Annotated in this window: 19 protein-coding genes; 11 read left to right on the top strand and 8 right to left on the bottom strand. The window is 42.8% G+C overall.

The annotated features are described in order from the left end of the window. Nucleotides 1-469: 469 nt before the first annotated feature. The gene (locus tag NSQ70_RS01495; protein ID WP_025206673.1) at nucleotides 470-1300 is read right to left on the bottom strand and encodes a YitT family protein; all 831 of its coding nucleotides are present in this window, start codon (nucleotides 1298-1300) and stop codon (nucleotides 470-472) included. 336 nt (nucleotides 1301-1636) lie between these two features. Here NSQ70_RS01495 and mmuM point away from each other — a divergent pair, with 336 nt between their 5' ends. The 3 genes from mmuM (at nucleotide 1637) to NSQ70_RS01480 (ending at nucleotide 4758) form a co-directional block, all read left to right on the top strand. Beyond that, the gene (gene mmuM / locus NSQ70_RS01490; RefSeq protein ID WP_268432003.1) at nucleotides 1637-2575 is read left to right on the top strand and encodes a homocysteine S-methyltransferase; all 939 of its coding nucleotides are present in this window, start codon (nucleotides 1637-1639) and stop codon (nucleotides 2573-2575) included. Nucleotides 2576-2621: 46 nt separating this feature from the next. Then, complete coding sequence (gene mmuP, locus NSQ70_RS01485) at nucleotides 2622-4025, top strand: S-methylmethionine permease (protein ID WP_045034642.1); 1404 nt, start codon at nucleotides 2622-2624, stop codon at nucleotides 4023-4025. Nucleotides 4026-4137: 112 nt separating this feature from the next. Then, entirely contained in the window at nucleotides 4138-4758 is a 621-nt protein-coding gene (locus NSQ70_RS01480) for a hypothetical protein (RefSeq protein ID WP_017360397.1), read from the top strand. Between the two features lie 346 nt (nucleotides 4759-5104). Here the strand turns inward: NSQ70_RS01480 and NSQ70_RS01475 are convergent, their stop codons facing one another. Both NSQ70_RS01475 and NSQ70_RS01470 read right to left on the bottom strand, forming a co-directional pair. Continuing rightward, entirely contained in the window at nucleotides 5105-5587 is a 483-nt protein-coding gene (locus tag NSQ70_RS01475; protein WP_007498435.1) for a hypothetical protein, read from the bottom strand. A 108-nt stretch (nucleotides 5588-5695) separates the two neighbouring features. After that, nucleotides 5696-8362, bottom strand: coding sequence for a S8 family serine peptidase (locus tag NSQ70_RS01470; protein WP_342502386.1), 2667 nt, complete (start codon nucleotides 8360-8362; stop codon nucleotides 5696-5698). 242 nt (nucleotides 8363-8604) lie between these two features. On the opposite strand from NSQ70_RS01470, the gene NSQ70_RS01465 reads away from it, so the two are divergent. The 6 genes from NSQ70_RS01465 to NSQ70_RS01440 are packed head-to-tail and all read left to right on the top strand — an operon-like array spanning nucleotide 8605 to nucleotide 16094. Then, a complete protein-coding gene (locus NSQ70_RS01465; RefSeq protein WP_024719036.1) occupies nucleotides 8605-9063 on the top strand; it encodes a PTS sugar transporter subunit IIA in 459 nt (152 codons plus the stop codon). Further along, nucleotides 9060-9389: a fructose PTS transporter subunit IIB gene (locus NSQ70_RS01460; RefSeq protein WP_007498438.1), complete on the top strand. Its 330-nt coding sequence runs from the start codon at nucleotides 9060-9062 to the stop codon at nucleotides 9387-9389. The genes NSQ70_RS01465 and NSQ70_RS01460 overlap by 4 nt, the downstream gene beginning before the upstream one ends. 36 nt (nucleotides 9390-9425) lie before the next feature. Then, nucleotides 9426-10544: a PTS fructose transporter subunit IIC gene (locus tag NSQ70_RS01455; RefSeq protein ID WP_342502385.1), complete on the top strand. Its 1119-nt coding sequence runs from the start codon at nucleotides 9426-9428 to the stop codon at nucleotides 10542-10544. Nucleotides 10545-10572: 28 nt separating this feature from the next. Continuing rightward, nucleotides 10573-13236 carry a mannosylglycerate hydrolase gene (gene mngB / locus NSQ70_RS01450; protein WP_342502384.1) on the top strand — a complete coding sequence of 888 codons (2664 nt, stop codon included), beginning with the start codon at nucleotides 10573-10575 and terminating at the stop codon, nucleotides 13234-13236. Between the two features lie 57 nt (nucleotides 13237-13293). Beyond that, entirely contained in the window at nucleotides 13294-14178 is an 885-nt protein-coding gene (locus tag NSQ70_RS01445) for an ROK family protein (protein WP_024719038.1), read from the top strand. Next, nucleotides 14175-16094 carry a BglG family transcription antiterminator gene (locus NSQ70_RS01440; protein ID WP_319078371.1) on the top strand — a complete coding sequence of 640 codons (1920 nt, stop codon included), beginning with the start codon at nucleotides 14175-14177 and terminating at the stop codon, nucleotides 16092-16094. The genes NSQ70_RS01445 and NSQ70_RS01440 overlap by 4 nt, the downstream gene beginning before the upstream one ends. Nucleotides 16095-16155: 61 nt before the next feature. On the opposite strand, the gene arr is transcribed toward NSQ70_RS01440, so the two are convergent. Beyond that, on the bottom strand, nucleotides 16156-16572 hold the full coding sequence (gene arr, locus NSQ70_RS01435) for an NAD(+)--rifampin ADP-ribosyltransferase (RefSeq protein WP_268383263.1): 417 nt from the start codon (nucleotides 16570-16572) through the stop codon (nucleotides 16156-16158). A gap of 294 nt (nucleotides 16573-16866) precedes the next feature. On the opposite strand from arr, the gene NSQ70_RS01430 reads away from it, so the two are divergent. Further along, nucleotides 16867-17184 (top strand): hypothetical protein, encoded by a 318-nt coding sequence (locus NSQ70_RS01430; RefSeq protein WP_052320704.1) that lies wholly within the window; start codon nucleotides 16867-16869, stop codon nucleotides 17182-17184. Nucleotides 17185-17205: 21 nt separating this feature from the next. On the opposite strand, the gene NSQ70_RS01425 is transcribed toward NSQ70_RS01430, so the two are convergent. The 3 genes from NSQ70_RS01425 to NSQ70_RS01415 form a co-directional block, all read right to left on the bottom strand. Then, nucleotides 17206-18627 (bottom strand): glycoside hydrolase family 1 protein, encoded by a 1422-nt coding sequence (locus NSQ70_RS01425; RefSeq protein WP_008343856.1) that lies wholly within the window; start codon nucleotides 18625-18627, stop codon nucleotides 17206-17208. An 18-nt stretch (nucleotides 18628-18645) separates the two neighbouring features. Beyond that, a complete protein-coding gene (locus NSQ70_RS01420) occupies nucleotides 18646-20505 on the bottom strand; it encodes a beta-glucoside-specific PTS transporter subunit IIABC (protein WP_056703117.1) in 1860 nt (619 codons plus the stop codon). Between the two features lie 236 nt (nucleotides 20506-20741). Beyond that, on the bottom strand, nucleotides 20742-21578 hold the full coding sequence (locus NSQ70_RS01415; RefSeq protein WP_008343858.1) for a PRD domain-containing protein: 837 nt from the start codon (nucleotides 21576-21578) through the stop codon (nucleotides 20742-20744). Nucleotides 21579-21763: 185 nt separating this feature from the next. Between NSQ70_RS01415 and NSQ70_RS01410 the strand changes: the two genes are divergently transcribed. After that, the gene (locus NSQ70_RS01410) at nucleotides 21764-21964 is read left to right on the top strand and encodes a hypothetical protein (protein ID WP_024719046.1); all 201 of its coding nucleotides are present in this window, start codon (nucleotides 21764-21766) and stop codon (nucleotides 21962-21964) included. 33 nt (nucleotides 21965-21997) lie between these two features. Here NSQ70_RS01410 and NSQ70_RS01405 read toward each other — a convergent pair whose 3' ends face one another. Beyond that, nucleotides 21998-23617 carry an APC family permease gene (locus NSQ70_RS01405; protein WP_342502383.1) on the bottom strand — a complete coding sequence of 540 codons (1620 nt, stop codon included), beginning with the start codon at nucleotides 23615-23617 and terminating at the stop codon, nucleotides 21998-22000. Between the last annotated feature and the right edge of the window lie 242 nt (nucleotides 23618-23859).

Genomic DNA, 23859 nt, shown 5'->3' with positions numbered 1-23859 from the left:
TTATTTTAAAGGGATAAGCTGAATTGTATGGAATTAAGAAGTTCATTCACAATGGCTTATCCTTATGAACTTCATACTAAGTTTTACGAACACTCAAATCGAATTAAAGTGATGAGAACGGCTGAAAGTGGCTAGTTCTTTTCAACCCAACCAATACCGAATAATGGTAGACCTTAAAAAACGAGGAGCTGATGACCTTGAAAAAAATGTGGAGTAATTATCTCACTTTAGTCATTACACTAACTTTGTGTTATATCGTGTATTTGTTCATCTTCAAACAACCTTTTACCATTACACCCATCATCCTGTTTGTGGTGGGAGCGGCCATTGCTGAGTGTATACGTTTTTTCTTTCTGAAAAGTAACGAGAAAAAAGATGATACCTTGAAAAAATAGTCCCTTAAACATAAGATCACTCAACATATGAAAAGACACCCCCACTTTATAGTGGAGGTGTCTTTTTTCACTTTTTATATATTCACAAATCCTTCTCCAAACACATCCCGTACGTCATGGACAACAACGAATGCGTCTCGATCAATTTTCTTAATGATTTTCTTTAAACGCATAAGCTCTTGCTTTTGAATAACCGCATAGAGAATTTCCTTCGATTCCTTCGAATAATGACCGCGACCGTTTAAAATGGTCACGCCTCGATCCAAGGTATGATTGATTTCTTCGGCAATATCATCTTTGCATGAAGAAATAATCGTGACCGCTTTTTTCGTGTTAAGCCCTTCTATGACGAAATCCATCACCTTAGTCGCCACATACAGCATCACAATCGTAAACATTAATTTTTCCGCACCAATAATAAAATAAGAAGCAAAAACAACGATCAGATCAAAGAACAAGATGGCGTAGCTCACGTTCCAGTCTAGATACTTATTCGCAATTCGCCCAAGAATGGCAGATCCCGCTGTTGTACCGCCCGCTCTTAAAACAAGACCAATGCCAATACCAATGATGATCCCTGCGAAAATAGAACCAATGATCAATTCATGGACATTCACCACCCATGTAGTGGTCAAATGTAAAAATAGAGAGTTACTTGCGACAGCTACCACTGTGTAGATCGTGGTCTTCTTGTCCAAGTATTTATACCCCACAAGTAATAAAATCGCATTCAACACAAGGTTTGTCAGCCATGGCGCAATCTCAAACATATAGTAGAAAATGATGGACAGCCCCGTTACGCCACCTTCACCAAACTCAAGTGGAATGACAAACATGTTCACAGCTGCAGCAAATAAAAAAGAACCAACGAGAATCATTGCAATATCTTTTACACATTTTTTCAATTTCTTCTTTCCTCCTTTTTTAAGCATATAAAAAACCCTCTTTCTGCACGAAAGAAGACAGTCGTTGGACAAAATAAAAATCAAAAGACGGCGCCTTTTGATGAAGCTTTCTGAAATGAACCTTTCCATAATATATATCTCTTTTTAGAGGCTGTCAATGACTTGGTTTTCTATTATTTCAACTGTATGTTTATGCACTCAAACCCGCATGTTATCAGGGTTTTTCCGTCGTATGATGCTTATTCCTCTCCTTGACAAAAACACTTTAGTCATTTAAACTACTGCCTCATATCATATCCATTATTTCCGATCGACAAAGGAGGCTGTTTGATTTATATGAATCCTATTCAAAGCCGTTTACAGGCTCACACACCTTTGATTTTAGATGGTGCACTTGCAACAGAGCTTGAACGAAAGGGCTGTGATTTAAACGACAGTTTATGGTCAGCCAAAATCCTCATTGAACAGCCAGAATTGATTCAGCAAGTACACTTGGACTACTTCCAAGCAGGTGCTGACTGTGCAACAACAGCCAGCTACCAAACGACAATTGATGGCTTTGCTGAAAAAGGCTATACAAAAGAAGAAGCCATCGAATTAATGAAACGATCTGTCACGTTAGCAAAAGAAGCATGCGAGCAGTTTTGGCAGGATGAGACACAACATAAAGAGCGGGCAAAACCATTTGTCGCTGGATCTGTGGGGCCCTTCGGCGCTTATTTGTCTGACGGTTCAGAATATAAGGGAAATTACGGACTCACAGAGCAGGCGCTCATTGATTTTCACAGACCAAGAATTCAAGCATTGGTAGAGGCTGGTGCAGATATTCTCGCTTGTGAAACCATCCCTTGTCTCATTGAAGCAATCGCTATCGCTAAACTGCTGGAGGACGAATTCAGCGGTGTGTATGCGTGGATCACGTTTAGCGCAAAGGATGGCAAGCACATTAGTGAAGGGGATCTGCTGAGAGACTGTGTACAAACGCTCGAGCCATATGAGCAGATCGCTGCTGTTGGCGTAAACTGTACACCGCCGCAATATATGTCTTCTCTTATTCAGGAGATGAAAAAAGGGACGAGCAAACCGATTGTCGTGTATCCGAACTCAGGGGAATTATATGATCCTGAAGAAAAGGTTTGGAGCGGAGATACGTCTCACCATACATTTGGTGAATGTGCGCAGCAATGGTATAAAGACGGTGCACAAATCATCGGCGGCTGCTGCCGGACGACACCAGAGGATATTACCGATATCTTAAAACAGGCAACATCGTAGCATCATGACTCAACACACATACTTCTAAGCAAAAGGGCGGGAAGACATGGAACAAGCAAAAGATCAGTCACAACAATATCAACGAAAAATGACAAGCCGTCACCTGTTCATGCTTTCTTTAGGTGGCGTGATTGGCACAGGACTCTTTTTAAGTTCAGGATATACGATCAATCAGGCCGGACCTGCGGGAACGATTTTGGCTTATCTGGTTGGGGCATTAATTGTGTACCTCGTGATGCTCTGTTTAGGTGAACTGTCTGTCGCAATGCCGGTTACAGGCGCTTTTCACACATATGCAACAAAATACATTGGGCCCGGCACTGGCTATACAGTGGCTTGGCTTTATTGGCTGACATGGACCGTGGCACTTGGTTCAGAATTTACAGCGGCAGGTCTTTTAATGCAGCGCTGGTTCCCGGACACATCGGTTTGGATGTGGAGCGGTGTTTTTGCGCTTCTCATCTTTTTACTCAATGCTTTTACAGTTAAGTTTTTTGCAGAATCGGAATTTTGGTTTTCTAGCATTAAAGTCATGGCTATTATTCTCTTTATTATTCTTGGCGGAGCGGCGATGTTTGGATTGATTCCACTAAAAGGCGGTGAGGCCGCTCCGTTCTTCTCTAACTTCACTGGAGATGGGGGTCTCTTCCCAAACGGCTTTTTACCGATTTTAATGACCATGCTGGCTGTTAATTTTGCTTTTTCGGGTACTGAGCTAATTGGGATTGCTGCGGGCGAAAGTGTCAATCCAGATGAGACCATTCCCCGGGCGATTCGCACGACTGTGCTACGTCTTGTCCTGTTTTTCGTCGGAACGATCGTAGTCTTAGCCGGCTTAATTCCAGTAGAAGAAGCCGGGGTGATCAAAAGTCCTTTCGTTGTGGTATTTGATCGCATCGGTATTCCGTATGCGGCAGATTTCATGAATTTTGTCATTCTGACAGCGATTTTATCTGCTGCAAACTCAGGGCTATACGCCTCATCTCGCATGCTATGGTCCCTTTCTGAAGAACGAACATTACCTAAAAAGCTGGCAAAATTGACGTCAAAGGGAATTCCTTTGAATGCACTCATTTTGAGTATGATTGGGGGCATTCTCTCTTTGCTATCGAGTGTCATCGCACCTGAAACGGTGTATCTGGTTCTTGTTTCAATCTCTGGACTTGCCGTTGTTGTTGTATGGATGGGAATTGCAGCTTCACAGTTCATGTTTCGCAAAAAATTCTTACAGGATGGCGGACAGCTTCATGATTTATCTTTCCGAACCCCGCTCTATCCGGTGGTTCCGATTGCTGCCTTCCTCCTATGCCTTGCATCTGTGATCGGCATTGCTTTTGATCCAAATCAGCGTATTGCTCTTATCTGCGGTATCCCTTTTATCGCACTCTGCTATGCTGCCTATTACATGACAACATGGATTCAGAAAAAACGAGAAAAACCTGGTGTATAGCACCAGGTTTTTTGTTTGTTCCAAAAAAGGATATCACTAGCAAAACAAAGACATTTTGGTATATGATAGGAATCTATGATTTTCAGGATGAATCAAGGGAGCTGTCGTTAATATGGAAATGACCATTACAAGAGCATTAAGTGAACTGAAAATGTTAGATAAAAGAATCAACCGAACGATTGATGAAGCTGTACTCGGTGGCTTGGTCATCGGGAAACATATACAGAACGGATTTCAAAATCAAGAAGAAGTAGAAAAAAAGGCAAAAGCAGATGACCAATCGATTCAAGCATTAATCAAACGCCGAAATGCCATTAAATCAGCCATCGTTGTGTCGAATGCTACGACAACGATTGAGGTGGCGGGTGTTAGCATGACCGTAGCAGAAGCCATTGAACGCAAGACATCCATAGATTACGATATTCGTTATTTACGAAAATTAAAAAAGGTCTACACAGAGCTGGTTGACCGGTCAGAACAAATCAATGAAGATGTGAAAAAGAGACTGGATCAACATTTAGAAACACTATTTGGGAAAGACGGAAAAACACAAGCCGCTGCCAACCAAGAGATCGTCAAGTCATTCCTAGCTGAAAATGAGGCGGCGATCATTGACCCTCTTCGTCTTCGAGTGAAGATTGAACAGCTTTCGAAAGAGATTGAAGATTTCCAAATGGAAGTGGATTTCTCCTTATCAGAAAGCAATACCTTGACAAAAATACAGATCGACTAGTCGATTTTGTTAGTGAGCCGAAAATCGATAGGACTAAACACCTCCGAGGGAAAGGTCATTCCCTCCTCATCTGATGATCATCTTAGGATGATCCATGATAAAAGCTCAAAGCTGAACGTTCAAAGCTGAAAGCTCAAGTATTCAAAGTTCTTATCCATCAAAGCTCAAGATGTAAAGCTCAATGCTCGATCGAATCTGGGAGAAACGGCTCATGAGTGTTTGTTTAGCGACTCTTTCGGTTGCCGCCCAGCAGGTTTGCTAACAAAAAGAAAAGGATGTCACTAGCTGACATCCTTTTTTTCTATGAAAACGACAGGGCTTGCGCCAAGTCGCATCTTCTAGCAGATTAGTAACGTGATGTATATGCCAAATGGTACACACTTGTCACATTTGAAGATAGCGTGATGTCGTTTGAAGTGAAAGTCACTGGAACGATATCGTAGTAATGTGTAGACCAGCCTGCATTATTGTATGTACGGTAGCCTGCACCTGCAGGAACTTGAATCGTTAGTGAAAATTGTCCATTCTCGTCTGTTGTACCTGTCGCTGTTTGAGCATATGATTTGATTGCTGCTTCAAAATAAAGCTGAATTGGCTGATTCGCCATGAGTTGACCACTTGTGTCCTTTAATGTTCCTTTAAAAGTAGCTGGATAATATGAACCTACACGATATTTACTGCCAGAACCGTAATTGACCATACCACCGTCTGCTGCTGTGACGCCTGTTACTTGTACGGATGCTGGTACTGCTCCTGTTTCCTCTGCATGTGCAAAGCTTGGGAAAACGAGAAGCAATGATAGAAAGAAAGCAAACATGATTTTTTTCATCGATAAATCCTCCTTTTTTTTCCTACTATATTACTATCGACAGTTATTGTCATTTTTCCAGTAAAAAACAAAAAACTCCCCTTTTTATTCAAAAGGGAAGCTGCAAGACTATTTTTTCACAACAACTTTCACTGCTTTACTTTCTCTTTTTCTCACATCTGAAGCCGTCACATACAAGACGATTTTGGCTTTTTGCGGCTTGATTTTAGCCGTAAATGCGCCTTTGCTATTCGTTTTGACCGTTTGAATGACTTTCTTTGATTTGTTCTTCACCTTGATTGTCAAGCCTGCACCCGCAGTTCCTTTGACCGTTTTACTTTTCACTGTTACTCGATTCACCTTTGGCTTAGCTGGCGCTTTGCCCTTTTTCACGACCGTTTTGAGCGAAGTCGCAGCCTTTCCTTTTGATATCTTGATGTGAAGCACTTTATTTTTGTTTTGATGCTTGATCTTCACACTAAAGGTTCCTTTTTTGCTTGCCGTGCCTTTTCCAAGCAGGGTTTTGCCTCTATACACAGAAATGGCAGCGCCGGCTTTCGCCTTTCCTGTCACCTTTTGATGCTGATCTTCTACTTTGTTAACTGATGCGTTTAATTCAACAGCACTTAACGCGGCAAAAGCATTGAGTCTGCCATGTCCTGTCATCCAATCGATACCCGGAATTTTCGGATCAACAACAGGCTCGTCATATTCATCATAGAAAATGTCATCTGTTCCATCAACAGCTTTAAATGAAATATCATCCGCTGTATTTTGTAAAATATTTCTCACTTGATTTGGTTTCAGGGTTGGATTTTTAGAAAGCAGTAATCCTGCTGCTGCTGCAACATACGGTGTAGCCATTGATGTCCCGCTCAGGTATGAAACATTCCCATCAGGCATTAAGCTTGGGATATCAGATCCTGGTGCAGACATGCTTAACCCTTTCCCATAGCTTGAGAATTCAGCGGCAATATCCATGCGATTGCTTGCACCAACTGCCATGGCGTACTTGGAAGTCGCAGGATAACCCATTTCTGGAATGCCATCGTTTCCGCTCGCCACTACCACTAATACATTTTTTTGTGCAGCATAGTTCATCGCATATTCAATGACCTTGCTGTAGTAGCCGCCAAGGCTCATGTTAATGACCTTTGCACCTTTGTCCACTGCATGTTTAATGCCAAGAGCAATATGCTCTGTATCTCCATATCCATACGCATCCAGCACTTTGACTGGGATGATTCCTGTATGTTGATTCAGCCCTGCCATGGAGTAATGATTATCGGCTTTTGCTGCAATGATACCTGCCACATGGGTACCGTGGCCATTGTCATCAATTGCATCTTTATTACGGCCAATCAGATTGGCACCTAAGTCTGTACGAACCGTTCCGCTTAAATCAGACAAACGGCTGTCGACACCTGTATCCACAACAGCGATTAACGTTTGCTTCATTTTGCTTGTACCAATCAATGTATTCATTTGTTCAAACTTCACATCAGCGCCTTTTTTCCCACTGTTTTGGGCGCTGTTTTTCAGCGGCCACTGGTAACCATACTGCGCGTCATTGCTGAGCGCACGATACGTTTGTACAGGCTCTGCAAATTCAACATTCGGCATACTAGAAAGCTTTCTCGCCGTGCTTTTGATCACAGCTTTGCCTGCTTTCAGCGTTTTGCCTGCTGATTCTTTCCCTGCCGGTACATCATAAACATACATTCCTTTAAATAAAGGATTTACTGACTGAGATGTCACACGGTTTTCTTGAATTCCGTAGCTTTTCATTTTCTTTTTTGCGGATTGAAGCGTTTGTCCATCCTTTAATTTAAAGATGATTTTGTTTGTGTTGACCTTTTCTTCTGGAACAAGCTTTTGTTTCTCTAATACATAACCGATCGATTTTCCTTCAAGCTGATCGATTCCTACTTTTTGCCCCACTGCTTCTAATTCCTTTTTTAAATAGGCTGGACTTGCCTCTTTGAGCATATCAAAAAGGGAACGGATCGCCTGTTGCTCTTTCTCTGTGACGATATGACCGCTGAATGCACCATTTTTCTCTACGTCATTCAGCAATGATTTTAATGTCAGCAAATGATTGTACACCTTTTGCTGCTTTTTTTGATTGTTGATGAGTTTAGATTTGAGAAACGGCTTTGTTTTTTGTAGCAGACGTGTCAGCTTCTGACCATCGGCTGTTTCATTGAATCGTTTGTCTTCGATCGTACGAATGGATTGAAGAATTTCACGTCCATGCTTTTTCTCAATAATGATGATCGTTGGCTCTTCTTCTTCAGGGAAAATCGGTTCAGATGGCGGAAGATTCGCACCTTTATACCCGATTGTATATGCTGCATCCTCTTCCTCATCACGGCTGTCTTCCTCTGAACCTAAATACAGCACTTTGACATAGTAAGGACCTGACCATGCATGCGGGAAGTTGATTTCTGTCTCTCCACTTGCTGTGTCCACACGATATCTCGAATAAGTGTCATCCTTTATCGCTCTATCCTTACTTGGGTAGACCGATACAGATAACACTTGTTTGCTTTTGACAGAAATTTGCATATGTGTATGTTTTGCCACATCATCTGCAGATGGCGTAATTTGGTACCATGACTCTTCTTTTTCATTCTGTAATGTACCTGAGATGACTTCACCATCTTTCAACCCAATGGCTTCATTGACACTTGTGCCTTTACTAACAGCTGATGCCTCGTACCCAGGTAATGCAGCCATACATAGAATGATGGCCATGAGTACAACCACACAGGATTTGACCTGCTTTTTAAACATGAAAAGACCCCCTTATCTTTTACAATACCTTGGAAGAATATCACAGAATCCTTTTTAGTAGAATCTATTTTTGACATAATTAAACTCGTTTTAAGCTAGGATTTGAGATATTCAGATGACTAGTCTGTTCGCTTCATAAACTTTTTGCCATTTCAAACGGAAAATGATGCTATTTAACCATATCGAAAAGTACATTACAATCAAATTGTAAGCGCTTAACAAACAAGAGAGAAGGGATCAGCTTGTTCCAAAAAGATCATGTTTTTACACAAGTAAACGGTCGATCAAAGAATGAGATTTTACAATACATTTCCGAGAAAGCTGAAGACCTTCACATTACAAACGATCAGTCAGGGTTATTAACAGATTTGTTGAAACGCGAAGACGAAGTCTCAACAGGACTTCAGCAAGGTTTTGCGATTCCTCATACAAAAAGCTCTGCTGTTCAAACGGCTTCACTTCTCTTTTTAGAACTTGAACAACCCATTGAATGGGGAAGCTTCGACGATTTGCCAACAAGCTATTTATTTACACTGCTCGTTCCACTTGAAGAGGCCAATGTCACACACCTCAAATTACTGTCTGGCATTGCCACAAGTTTAATGGAGCCTGCTTTCATCGAAAAGATTCAACCCGGTCAAACAGCAGACTATTATTACGAAGTCATTGAACAACAATTGAAAGAGGGGATTACACAATGAAAATTGTCGGTGTCACTTCATGCCCAGCAGGTTTAGCTCATACACCAATGGCAGCAAAAGCATTAGAGAATGCGGGTAAACAGCTTGGACACGAGATTAAAATCGAACAACAAGGAATTATGGGACAGGTGAATGGCATTACAGCAGAGGAAGCCAAGCAGGCAGACCTTTGCATCATTGCCTCCAATCAGCACATTAACGACGCTGAACGCTTCTCAGGTATTCCTACTGTTCGTGTCGAAATCGGACGCGCTCTAAAAAATGCCGAGCAAATCATCACAAAAGCCGTTGCGCTGGTTGAAAAGAAAAAATCTGAATCCCAATAAAAAAGAGCAATGCCATATAGAAAGGAGCAAAGCAGAATGAAAGCAAAATTAAAAGTCATTGAAGGCCACCTCATGACCGGTATTTCTTATATTCTTCCGGTGATCATCGGAGCTTCACTTATCGTTGGTTTAGCCAAACTAGTCGGGTTAGGTTTTGGTGTGTCAGATTTAAACGCCTATAAAGATGCAGGCGGCATTTTACATGGTGCCTATTTGATGGAACAGGTTGGCTGGACAGGCATTGGCTTAATGAACGTACTGCTCGCTGGCTTTATTGCCTATTCGATTGCGGATAAATCTGGTCTTGCGGCCGGCTTTATCGGCGGAGCTCTTGCCAGCTCAACAAATGCTGGTTTTATCGGCGCCGTCATTGCAGGTTTCTTTGCCGGATATGTCGCTCTCTTTGTGAAAAGAAAAATTCAAATTCAAGGCTCTGCAGCTGGACTCGTCCCTCTGCTCATCTTACCGCTCATTACTGTTGGCTTAACCGGACTTCTCATGTCCGTTCTGCTAGGCGGTCCATTAGGAGCTTTGAACACCGCATTAATTGAATGGATCAAAGGCATGGTCGCAGATGGAACGAGCACACTCGCACTTGCTCTCATTCTAGGTGCAATGATTGGCTTTGACCTTGGCGGCCCAGTGAATAAATCAGCTTGGATGGCTGGTAACGCGCTCTTCCTATCAGGTGTCTATCTTCCTGCCATTCTCGTCAATATCGCGATTGTCATTCCGCCGCTAGGATACGGGCTTGCGACATTGATTCGAAAACGCAACTTCTCTCCTACCTTCAGAGAAGCCGGACGAGGCGGCCTTGTGATGGGGATTATCGGGATTACAGAAGGAGCCATTCCCTTTACACTCGTCAATCCTTTGAAATTGATTCCGCTGAATGTCGTCGCTTGTGCTGCAGGAAGCGGGGTTGCTGCCTTATTAGGTGTCCATGACATCATGCCGCCAATTGGTGGACTATACGGATTCTTCTCAGTAGGAAACTGGTGGGCGTATTTAATCGGCGCACTAACTGGCGCACTTGTTATTGGAATTGGCGCCAACCTACTTGTGAACTTCTCTGAGAAAAAAGAACCCCAAAAGACAGAACATGATCAGAAGCAGAAAGAAGAAGATGATTTTGACCTTGTGCTAGAAGGATAATTTGAACAAAGAAAGGTGTCGTTACACAATGACTGTCAATGTACATGTGATTCCACATACTCACTGGGACCGGGAATGGTATTTTACCACCTCCCGCTCCCGTATCTACTTAATGAAAAGCGTAATGGACATATTGGACACCCTCGAAACAGATGAACGGTTCCATTACTTCATGCTCGATGCACAAGCATCCTTGCTAGATGATTACTTGAAATGGCGCCCAGAGGATGCAAATCGAATCAAACAGCTCGTCACAGCAAAACGCCTCATCATCGGTCCGTGGTATACACAAACGGATCAGCTCGTTATTTCTGGGGAATCGATTGTACGGAATCTGCAATATGGGATTGAGCGCTGTCAGCAGTTTGGACATGTCATGAAGGTCGGTTATGTCCCTGATTCCTTCGGTCAATCTGCACAAATGCCTCAAATTTATCAAGGCTTTGGAATTGTCGATACAGCCTTTTGGCGCGGCGTTTCTGATCATATGACGAATCACACAGAATTTAATTGGCGCGGGGCGGATGGCAGTGAAGTGTTTGCAGTGAATCTGCCATTTGGCTACTACTACGGAGGAAATATTCCTGAGAAGGATGAAGACCTGCAAGCCTTTCTTTCTGAAAAAATCGGGGCGCTGCAAGCAAAAGCTACGACCAAGAATGTCTATTTCCCAAATGGCTTTGACCAAGCGCCTATTCGTAAAAACCTGCCTGACTTATTAGAAAAAGCCAATGAAATAGACGAGCACCACTATCAAATCAGCAGTTTAGAAGACTACATTGCAGCAGTGAAAAAAGAGCGGACTTCTTTTGAGACATTAGAAGGAGAGCTCATTCATGCCAAGCATATGCGAATTCATAAGTCTATTTTTTCAACAAGAGCAGATTTGAAAATCTTAAACAACCAAATTGAAAACTATCTTGTCAATGTGATGGAGCCGATCCTTACAATCAGCTATTCACTCGGACATGACTATCCGCATGACACGGTGCGTGATATTTGGTACCTCATGTTTGAAAATGCAGCGCATGACAGCATTGGCGGCTGTAACAGTGATACGACGAATCAAGATGTCTTCTTCCGCTATAAACAGGCAAAGGAAATCGCCGAGAATCTTGTGGACTTACACATGCGTCTCATCGCCATCCGGCTTCAAACTGAGCAAGAAATCACGTTCACTTTATTTAACACACTGCCTTCAAAGCGCTCTGAAGTCATTGAAGTCGAAACCTTTATCACAGAACGTCCATTTACACTAAAAGACGCTGATGGACGAACGCTTCACTACACAGTCAAAAGCAAAACCGATGTGACAGATTATGTCTTAGCACAGCAGATTTCACTTAACCCAAGCAAAGAAGTGTACATGCCAAAGCAAGTATGGAAAGCTGTTTTACTCATTGAAGCAGTCGACTTGCCATCCGTTGGTTATACACAAGTCAGCATGGTTTTCGATGAATCTAGTGAATCCATTTTGGAAAAAACAGAAGGCCGTGTCATTGAAAATACGTTTTACCACATTACAGCAAATGACAATGGGTCATTAGAAATCACGGATAAACAGACTGGACGAACGTTCTCTGAGCAAATGATCTTTGAAGACAACGGAGATGATGGGGATTCCTACAACTATTCCCCGCCGCGCGAGGATCTTTATGTATCATCTAAAGATATCTCATCAGCAGACATTACCGTATCTAAAAGCAGTTTACAGGAAGAGCTCACCATCAAGCTTCAATTGACTGTCCCGTATGATTTAGAGGAACGTTCGGAGCAAAAGGGGACGACTTCCCTCCCGATCACAGCGAAGGTGGCTTTAAATAAAGATGAAGCGGTCATCCGTTTTCATGTGAATGTGGACAACCATGCACTAGACCACCGTCTACGGGTACTCTTTGATACTGGTATTGCATCAAACGTATCACTCAGCGATCAACAGTTTGGCACCATCGAACGTCCAACGGAGCTGACGCAAGAGCTTGAATGGTGGAACAATGAACATTGGGAAGAAAAACCGATTACCATTGAACCCATGCAATCATTTGTTGCACTTCGCGATGAAGCATATGGTGTCTCTCTTTTGACGGACTGCGTCAGAGAATACCAAATCACAGGCGCGGGCTACACAACCATTGCTTACACACTCTTCCGCTGTTTCGGAAAAATGGGGAAAGAAAACCTTCTTTACCGTCCCGGCCGGGCTTCTGGAGAAAAAATCGTGGAAACACCTGACGCCCAGCTTCAAGGATCGCTATCTTTCTCCTTTGGCATGCACTATAGCCAAGAAGCGGTAAGTGAAGGACACTTGGCTCAGCTTGCTAAACGTTACACCACCCCGGTTCAGTGCTACGAGCGGGCAGACTTTTTAAACGGTCGTTTAATTTTCTCTTTCCGAGATGAAAAAGAAGACTTACAATCTACTTATAGCCTGCTTGACATTGAAACAGACGGGGCCGTTCTAAGCGCTTTGAAAAAGGAAGAGCATGGAACAGGCATTGTCATTCGTCTCTTCAATCCATATTTAACACGTCAAACAGCCGCTTCAATCAATAGTTCATCTCTACAACATGGAGAAACAGCGAATTTAGGCGAAACACCTGAAGGACATATACTGAAAGCACAACATGGATCATTACACATTGAACCGCTCACACCTTGTCAGGTACAAACCTACATTGTAAAGAAAAAATGAACATGTAGGGGCGGGATCCATTTGGATTCCGCCTCTCTTTAATGGAGGGCATTGATCATGCGAATTGGAGGCATCGAAGCAGGCGGTACAAAATTTGTCTGCGGCTACGGAACAACAGACGGAACGATTGAACATATGACTTCCTTTGCAACAGGGAACCCAGAAGAAACATGCCGGCAAGTGATCGAATACTTTACAGAGCATCCAGTTGATGCGATTGGCATAGGCGCATTCGGACCTGTCGATGTAAAAGAACACAGCCCCAGCTATGGAACGATTCTCGAAACACCCAAAACAGCTTGGCGCCAATTCCCTTTACTCTCAACCTTAAAACAAGCACTCGGTCTCCCTATGAAGCTTGATACGGATGTGAACTGTGCGGCGCTCGGTGAAGCTCGTTTTTCAACGGAAACAGACAGACCAAATTCCTTGATCTATATCACGGTTGGGACGGGAATCGGTGGCGGTGCCTATATTGAAAACCGCCTCATTCACGGACTGCTTCATCCAGAAATGGGACATATCACTGTTCAGCGCCACCCTCATGACACCTATGGGGGCTGCTGCCCGATCCATCATGATTGTTTAGAGGGATTGGCATCTGGACCTGCCATAGAAGGCCGCTATCATACATTGGCACAAATGCTGCCAGAGGAGCATCCGGCCTGGTCACTTCAAGCTTATTATCTTGGGCAAATGACCGCAAATTTATTACTCACCCTTTCACCAGAACGCATTATTTTTGGTGGAGGTGTCATGAAACAGCCGGCCTTGCTGCCGCTCATCCTTGAAGAAACAGACAAACGTCTTCATGGTTACTTACAATTACCAAAGCCATTAAATGAAATCGTCACAAAGCCTTCCTTTGACGGATTATCTGGTTTAATGGGAGCCATCGCCCTTGGAGCTGATGCCTTAAAGGAACAAGGAGCGGCGCAATGATGATGACGGCAGATACTCGAACCTACCAGCTCATTCAGCGGCTATTTGAAACGAAAGGGTTCGTGAAGCTGGAGGAGCTCACTGCCTCTTTTCGCTTATCTGACCGCTCCATCCGCAATTTAATCAAAGAAGCAAACGAGCTGTTAACGCAAGCTGGAGCCATGATCAAGACCATCCGCGGGAAAGGGTATACGCTCTTAACAAGTGACCAAGACGCTTTCCTGCTTTGGCTTCATCAGCAAAAGCTTCCTGCCCGCTCTCTCGTACCCGTCATGCCAGAAGAGCGCATACGATTTATGATGAGAAAACTATTGCTTCAATCAGACTACTTAAAAATTGATCAATTAGCAGAAGAATTGTTCATCAGCCGTATGACGGTCAGCAGTGATTTAAAAAAAGGACGGGAGCTGTTAGCCCGTTACGGTATGACCCTTGTCTCAAAGCCTGGATTTGGCTTAAAAGTAGACGGAGACGAATTGCAAAAAAGGACGTGCTACGCAGACTTACTGCTTGAAGAAGAACCCGCCCTATCTCATATAACTGAGCGGGAACAGCTTCATTTCCCTGACATTTCACTCGAAACCATTCGATCCATTGTGCTGACAAATCTATATCAAGAATCACTGCTCATTAAAGATATTGCCCTAAAGAATTTAGTGATTCACTTAGCGATTGCCATTCAACAAACGCAAAAAAAACAGCGGATACCCGCCAGTACTACTCACACACAAAGACCGCCAGTGTTAACAAGAATCGCTCAAAAGATCACGCATCAAATAAGCGACACGTTTCATGTCACCTTATCAGAGGATGAAACAGATTACTTGGTGATGCATCTCTTAGCGAATCAAACGTGGAAAGAAATCGATGAGCACCAAACAACAGAAGAAGTACGTCAGGCAGTGACACGATTTCTCCAGCACATTGAAAAAATAAGCGGTCATCGTTTTGTAGATGACGATATCCTGCGTCAAGATTTGATGCTGCATATGAAGCCATTATTAAATCGAATTCAATACGGTGTGTCTTTACAAAATCCGCTTTTGCATGAGATCAAAACATCTTACCCTTATCCGTTTGATTTGGCTGTCAGCGGACTCAATGCCTTACAGCTGGTACGGACGCCAAATGAAGATGAAGCGGCATATGTTGCCTTACATATTGCTGCTTCATTTGAAAGAAGTCATCTTGACACCTCGCAAAAAAAGAGGGCCATTATTGTATGCGGATCTGGACTAGGAACGGCACGTCTGCTTGAAATTAAATTGAAGGCGGCCTTTCAACATGAGCTTGAGATTGTTGAGCTTTATTCTTATCAGGATTACGCTTTTAGCACCACTTTGCCATGTGATGTAATTATTACAACCGTACCTCTCGCACCAAAGGGGAAACCAATCATTCAAGTGAATGCTTTTTTTGAACATCATGATGTCCAGCGTGTGAGTGAGGTCATTCACCTGTTAAACGGACACGGTGCCCCTTCGCAGGAGCTGATGGCTTTTTTCCAAGAACGATTGACCTTGTTGGATGTGAACCTTTCAAGCAAAGAAGAGGTATTAGATACGCTTTGCAGCCGGTTGGAGGCGCATCAGCTTGTTTCATCTTCTTTTCGTTCCTCCGTGCTGGAGCGGGAGCAAATGTCATCTACTTATCTTGGCAAGGGGATTGCGATGCCTCACCCGCTCATCACAAATGAAGGCACCTCCTGCGTGGCAATTGCACGATTGAAACAGCCAATTGATTGGCAGGGCGATCAAGTATCTCTGATTTTCTTGTTAGCTATTCAGAAAGATGACGCTGCCTGCATGAATCAATTTTTTGAACAAGCTGTCGATTTATTAGACAGTCCTGACCGCCTTCAATCCTTGACACATGCAAGGACATTTGATGAGCTAATGCATGTCCTATTTCAATAGCACAAAAGGCCGCCCAAGTGAGATCGGGCGGCCTTTTATTCATCTATTCCTCACATACGAATCAATCGTATATGACATTTTTTCCTTCTTCCCTTAACTTTTTCAACGACGTCAGCATATGGTTGATTTCTTCATCGGAATGTCTTTCCCAAGCGCCTAATTCTGCGACAATTTTCAAAGGGGATTTCGATCGATAAGAACGGGTCGGGTTACCGGGAAATTTTTGATCCGTCAAATTCGGATCATCTTCAAACTCGCCTGTCGGTTCTACAACATAAATTCTCTCTTTTGCATCAGACCGGGCTAATTCAGCTCCCCATTTGGCTGCATTTAATGTTCCGGTGAAATAGATGTGGTTCGATTGTTTATCCTGATAATTGGATAAATGCAACGGCTCAAGCAGGTCCCCAATCTTCAATTCCGCTTTCGTCCCATGAAAAAACGGCCCAGGATCTAAAACTTCTTTCTTGTCATTCATACAGCCACATCCCTTATCGTTTTTGACTTGCGTATAACAGTATACGGGCTGATGCGGGCGGAAAACAGTCTATAAATGAGATGAAATTCGGGGTATAATGATAGTAGAGAGTACGATGTGATCGGTAAACTCCAGCAAGTTGAAAAAACAGCAAGCATACATACAAAGCAGTCTTCTTGAAAGAGATAAAAAGCTGTTAGACGCCATAAAAGCCAAAGAGACGTTTGACGTTTTATGTGGTTGGCGTGTTGGCACATAATCAATTAAATTCTTCAGGAAGGGTGTAATGAGAGAATGAAAGATAGAGATAAGATTTGTCATATATATGCTCAAAAAAGTTGGCATATGGATTCTTATATTATTGGTAATCGTGAGGGCTTAATTGAATTAAAGAGTGCTATTGACCAAGCATTGAAAAGTAATGTTGGTCAAGCTGAATTGTTTCCATCAGATTTAGAGGATTATACAACTTACGTTGCTTTAGTCAATGATAAAGAAGAGTTGGATTCACTTATTATGCCTTACACTGATGAGGATAATGATGATGAAAACTTGATACATCCAGTTGATATAGTTACAAGTCATGAAGAGAAAAAAACCCCTAAAAATTAGGGGTTTTTTAGTGTGATATTGTTACTTCCCGATGTTCTCTCCATTTTGCTCGATCAATGTTTCATACCAATAGGAGCTCTTTTTCCGAATTCTCTTCAGGTCTTTCAGGTCAAATTCATCACGATTGACGTAGATAAAACCGTAGCGTTTTGAGCAGCCTTGGTGTGTACTGATTAAGTCGATGGCTGACCACGGGCAGTACCCGAATACCTCAACACCGTCAGTGATCGCCCATTTGATTTGTTCAATATGTTTTTCTAAATAATCAATTCGATAATCATCCTGAATCGATCCATCCGCTTCTAACTTGTCAAAAGCGCCTAGCCCGTTTTCCGTAATAATAAGAGGCAGCTGATAGCGGTCGTAAATCTCACGCATCGTTGATCGGAAACCGGTAGGGTCAATCTCCCAGCCAAATGCATTTTTACTTAAGAACGGGTTGTTGCCGCCTTTGTAGACGCCATCTTCACCAGATTTTAAATGCTGATCTCCGCCGCGGGCAAATTCATCATTACCATCTCCTTTACTCGCTTCAACCGTTTGAGATGTGTAGTAGTTAAAGGCAATGAAGTCTGGTTTTGCACTTTTCAAAATATCCATATCTCCCTCTTCAATCACAGGAAGAATGTCTTTTTCCTTCATGTATGCCCATGCAAGGTTGTTATAACGACCGAATACCGCCATATCAAGATATAGCCAGTTGCGGATCGCGTTGTAATTAGCCGCAGCAATGACATCCTCAGGTTTTGGAGATGCCGGGTAAATAAGGGCGATGTTTGGCGCTGGTCCGATTTTTGCCTCAGGCAGCAAACGATGACAAAGCGTCATGGCTTTCGCCTGTGCCACAAGCATATGGTGGTTCTGCTGATATAGTTCTTTTTTCGGATTTTCTAAATTTGGATCCAGTGTACCTAGAGCTGATCCATGTAAGATCATCATGTTTTGTTCATTAATGGTCAGCCAATATTTTACCTTCTCGCCATACTCCTGGAACAAAACCTCCGCATAACGTTCAAACGCATCGACTGTCGAACGATTTGACCAACCGCCTTTCACTTGAAGCGCATGAGGTAAATCAAAGTGATACATCGTCACAATTGGTTCAATGTCATAGCGGCGCAATTCATCAATGAGAGAATGGTAGAAGTCAATTCCCTTTTGATTGATCTCCCCATCTCCATCTGGAATGATACGTGTCCATGCAATGGAGAAACGATAAGCCTTCAAGCCCATTTCTGCAAACATCTTCACGTCCTCTTTATATCGATGATAGTGATCGCTGGCTACCTTAAAATCAGTTGTTCCTTCAGGATAGCTTTCTCTCATATCAATGACTGAAGGTCCCTTGCCATCCTCGTTCCATGCACCTTCTACTTGATAGGCGGAAGTCGATCCGCCCCAGAAAAAGTCTTTTGGAAATGGTGCTAGTGTTGAATATCTCATGATTATGTCCTCCCTTTCTTAAACTAAGTGTAAAAATGATTGTCCTGGTGTCACTTGTTTTTCTTCTGTCTCAATGATATCGCTAAATTCACCGGAATTGGTAATAATCACAGGTGTTGTGACAGAAAGACCTGCTGCTTGAATGGCCTCAATATCAAACTCCGCAAGCAGTTCACCTTCTGTAATGGTTTGGCCTTGCTCAACCTTCGGCGTAAAATGACGGCCCCCAAGTTGTACAGTATCCAGTCCAATATGAATGAGTACTTCTGCTCCGCTTTCAGAGGTGAGACCGTATGCATGTCCTGTTGGGAATACCGTTGTCACGACTCCAGTTACTGGTGCAAACAGCTTGCCTTCTGATGGAATAATGGCTGCACCCTTACCTAATGCGCCAGATGAGAAGGCTTTATCCTGCACCTCTTCTAGCTTGATGACTTCGCCAGATAAAGGACTTTTCACATGAGCTGCTTTGACACCATGTTCATTTTCAGATGCTGGTGCAGAACTAGTTGCAGGGGCATCTTCTTCATCCACAGGATCTTTGAATCCAATCAAATAGGTTAAGACGATTGAAAGGACAAATGAAACGGAAATTCCGATTAAGAATCCTGTAAACCCTTGACCATAGAAGATCGGAAGTGTCAGTAAACTCGGAAGACCTGACGCGATCGCAATACTTTGTGAATAACCGATAATGGCACCACCGACACCGGCAGAGATAACCGCTGCAATAAATGGTTTTTTCAAACGAAGTGTGACGCCGTATACAGCAGGTTCTGTAATTCCAAATACAGCAGAAACCGCTGTCGATCCAGCTAATGATTTCAGCTTTTTGTTCTTTGTTTTCAGCATAACACCGATTGAAGCACCGGCTTGTGAAAATACAGCTGGCGCAGTGGCCGGCTTAATATGATCTTTTCCATGAACCGCAATATTATTTAAAATGACTGGCACAAGCCCCCAATGGATACCGAAGATGACAAGAACCTGCCATGCCATCGCAATTAAAGCACCGGCAAGTGTAGGGCTAAAGGAGAATACTTTCAGCAGGACGGCTGCAATTCCGTTCCCTGCATACACACCAAATGGTCCAAATACGATCAGTGTCAGTGGAACGACCGTGACCAGTAAAATCAGTGGTGTAATAAAGTTTTTCACACTTTCATGAATGACTTTGTTAAAGAAACGTTCGATATATCCCATCACAAACACTGCCAAAATAATCGGGATAACCGTTGATGTATAAGACATTAAGACAACCGGAATGCCGAAGAACGACACATCTCCGCCGCCTTTTGTGAGCTCTTGAATAGTCGGGTAGATCAGTGCACCTGCAATCGTCACAGCGACAAATGGATTCGCTTTAAACTTCCTAGCAGAAGTGAATGCGAGTAGCAGCGGCAGGAAGTAGAACAAGCTGTCTGATGCGGCAAATAAAATTTGATACGACGTATCTTCAGGAGATAACCATTTTGCATTGATACAGATGCCTAGAAGTCCTTTTAAAATACCGGCACCCGCCATGACACCTAGAAGCGGTGTGAAAATTCCAGAAACAATGTCGACGAATTTTCCGAAAAGACTTGTACTTTCTTCACTTGATCTAGCAGATGAAGAAGTGGAATCCTCTAATAGATTCGTAAACTCTCCAATCTCTCGATATACCTCTGGTACGGTGTTGCCAATGACCACCTGAAACTGGCCGCCGCTTTCCATGACAGTCACCACACCATTTAATTTTTCAATGGCCGCTTTATCTGCTTTTGATCTGTCATTTAATGTGAAGCGAAGTCTTGTGGCACAGTGAACCAATGAATGAACATTTTTCTCTGTCCCGATATGTTTGATAATGTCTTCTGCTAATTGACGATGACTCATACAAAAACCCCCTTTTTTTCAAAAAAATACGTTTTTAGGCAAAATAAAAACCTAAACGGGCACCAAAAATAGTCGCAACTTGCTATTGCGCTTTTTCAGTGAACGTTTAGGTTTTGCCTGCCGAACAGTCACAATCCTCTAAGACGATCATTGTGAAACCGTATTCTTTTATGTTTATGAGCAAATAGTACCACTCACTTTTTATGATGTCAACGCTTTCTTTTAAAATTCTATCTTTATTTTTCTCGTTTGATGAGTCGATTCAAATGAATCGATAGATAGAGCATCTCCTCTGATGTCAGGTCGCGATGATACGTTTGATACACATATTCCGCGATTTTCTTTGCGCATTCGTACGCCTTCGGATATTTCACTTTAATCAGCTGATATAAATCTTGATCTTCACTGACAAGTAACGTTTCGTTGATGAGACGCTGTACGAAAAAGCGTAAATGTGTGAGAAAACGATAAAAGTTGAGCGAGTCTTCATCAAATTCCATGTTCAAGTGATATTTCACAATGGTCAGTATGGCATTCACTTCTTTTGTGATATTAACCGTTGTATTCATGTCTTCATTGAGCTCTGCATTAATGATATGCATGGCAATAAAGCCCGCTTCATCTTCAGGCAGTTCAATATGAAGACGATCTTCAATCATCTCAAGGCACTCCTTCGCCACGAGAAACTCATCTTTGTATAAACGTTTAATCTCCCAAATCAGCGAATTCTCAATCAAGTGGTTTTTCTTTAATCGTTCGATGGCGTAATGAATATGGTCTGCCAGCGATACATGCAGACTTTCGTTTAATCTTCGGTTCAGCTTTGTATGTGCGTATTGGATCATTTCCTCGGTCACCTTGACGACATCATATGGAACCTCTTGAAGCAACATTTTCATCCGCTCATGTACGGAATGATCTTCTAGGCGGAACACTTTATCAATTAACGCCTCGTCCACCGGGTCGCCGGGACGTCTTTGAAAAGCGATGCCTCTGCCCATGACGACGATTTCTTTTCCTTGTTCATCTATCACACTAATGACATTATTGTTTAGAACCTTTTGAATCTGCATCTCCAAACACCTCCGTCTATAACCAGCCATCTACACTCAAAATATGCTCTCATCTTAACACAACTGTCAAATCACTTGGCGTTTTTATCTGACTTTTGAAATAGATTTCACGATATTTTTACTTCTTTCTTGCTGGTCTGATCCTCCCTCGGCCTGCATACAATACCCCGAGGAGGTGACCTTCGATGAAGGCTTTTTTCTGGTCAGCATCTTTTTTATTCATGTTCATTCTGACTCTCTTTATTCTAGGTATTGTTTTTTGGCTTAGTGGACAAGGCTTAGATCAGCTATGGAGATATGCGCTTATCTGTCTTGTGACAGCCACCGTTCTACACGGTGTTACCACTTGGCTAAAGCAGCATGTCATGCATCACTCATCCAAATAAAAGGCTGCCCGCAGTATTCAGGCAGCCCTTCCGTTATTCCTTAGATGAGGCGGCTTCTTTCTGAGAAGCACGCAGTTCATCATTAATTTTTTTCGCATCTTCTAAAAACTCTGTTTCAAATCCACTTTTGAGTGCCCACATATAAAATAACAACGCCACAACTGCAATGAGCGCCATATCCCAGCCATAATGAATGACGTTATACCCGCCAAATTTATCACTGCCGAGACAAGAAATCGTCATCATCACAAGCAAATACACAACCATCCAAGCACCTGCTTTAAAGTGACGGCCAAAGCCCTTCCACTTCGCTTTTGCTTGATAGTAAAAATAGATTGGCAGACCGATAAGAATAATGAACAGCACCTGACCCGTCAGCGGCCATCTCGCCCAGTACAGTGTCAATGATGCAAAGACAAAACCGAGTGGGGCAATGATTTTGAGTCCTTTAATTCGCAGTGGACGATATAAATCTGTGCCCGTCTTTCTCAGCGTCATTACTGTCACAGGTCCTGTCAAATAGGAAATCAGGGTCGCCACAGAGATAATTTCAGCGAGAACCCCCCATCCTCTAAACAAAAACAGAAAGATAAACGATACGCCTAAGTTAAAAAACATCGCTGGACGAGGCACACCATAAATTGGGTGCAGACGACCAAGTACACTCGGCATGTACTTGTTTTTTTCCATCCCATAAATCATACGAGACGTCGTCGCCGTATACGTAATCCCTGTTCCAGAAGGAGAAACGAACGCATCTGCATATAAAATAAGGACAAGCCAGTTGATCCCTAGCGCAATGGCAAGGTCAGCAAATGGCGAGTTGAAATTCAAATGCCCCCAGCCATTCACTATCATTGATGGATCGACAGCCCCAATAAAAGCGATTTGCAGCAGCACATAAATGACCGTTGCAATCAAAATCGATCCAACAATGGCGATTGGAATCGAACGCCCTGGATTTTTCGCTTCTCCTGCCATATTAATCGGGCTTTGGAAGCCATTAAAAGCAAACACAATCCCTGATGTTGCCACAGCTGTGAGCACACTCGCCCAGCCGTTCGGCGCAATACTTGTTCCAGAAGTAAAATTCTCACTATGAAAACCTACGAATAAGAGCGCACCAATTGTTAATCCTGGAATGACGATTTTAAAAACCGTAATGAATGTATTCGCCTTTGAAAACAACCCAACTGTCCAATAATTGAGCAGAAAATAAATCACCAGCAGCACACTTGCCACCATGAGCCCCTCGGTCGTCAAAACCCCTTTTGTGACCAAATGGCTTGTCCACTTTGCCCACTCCCAAGGCCATGAGCTCATGTATTGAACGGAGGCCACTGCCTCAACAGGAATCACTGATACAATGGCGATCCAGTTTGCCCAAGCGGCGATAAATCCAATAAAAGAGCCATGTGAATATTGCGTATATTTGACCATTCCGCCTGCCTCTGGAAACATCGACCCGAGTTCACTATAAGACAATGCGATAAATAAAATAACAACCATCCCGATCAACCATGACAAAATAGCAGCAGGGCCGGCGATTTGAGCAGCCCGCCACGCACCAAAGAGCCATCCTGAACCAATGATTGAGCCAAGACCTACCATCATTAAAGCGAAAGTTCCCATCCTACGATGCAAATGATTCATGTTCATAACACCTTTCGATTAAAATACAGAGCATGTGTCGAGCAAGCGCCTTTCTTTTATAGCAGCTCACCTTTCATTCCATTGGCAAATACTTTCTGATCTGAACTTTTATCTTTGTTCATTTTTTTGCCTGTTATATTATCTCTTAATTCTCCATTTTCTGAAATAGTCGAACATGCTTATTTCAAAAGAAAGCGCTTTTTCAACTGTTCAATCTATTAGACTGATTAACTACCTTTACC

Source organism: Bacillus sp. FSL R5-0397, from assembly GCF_038593395.1.
Lineage (GTDB): Bacteria > Bacillota > Bacilli > Bacillales > Bacillaceae > Bacillus > Bacillus altitudinis.
Note: the sequence above shows the minus strand (reverse complement) of the source record. Positions and strands in the feature narration are given on the sequence as shown.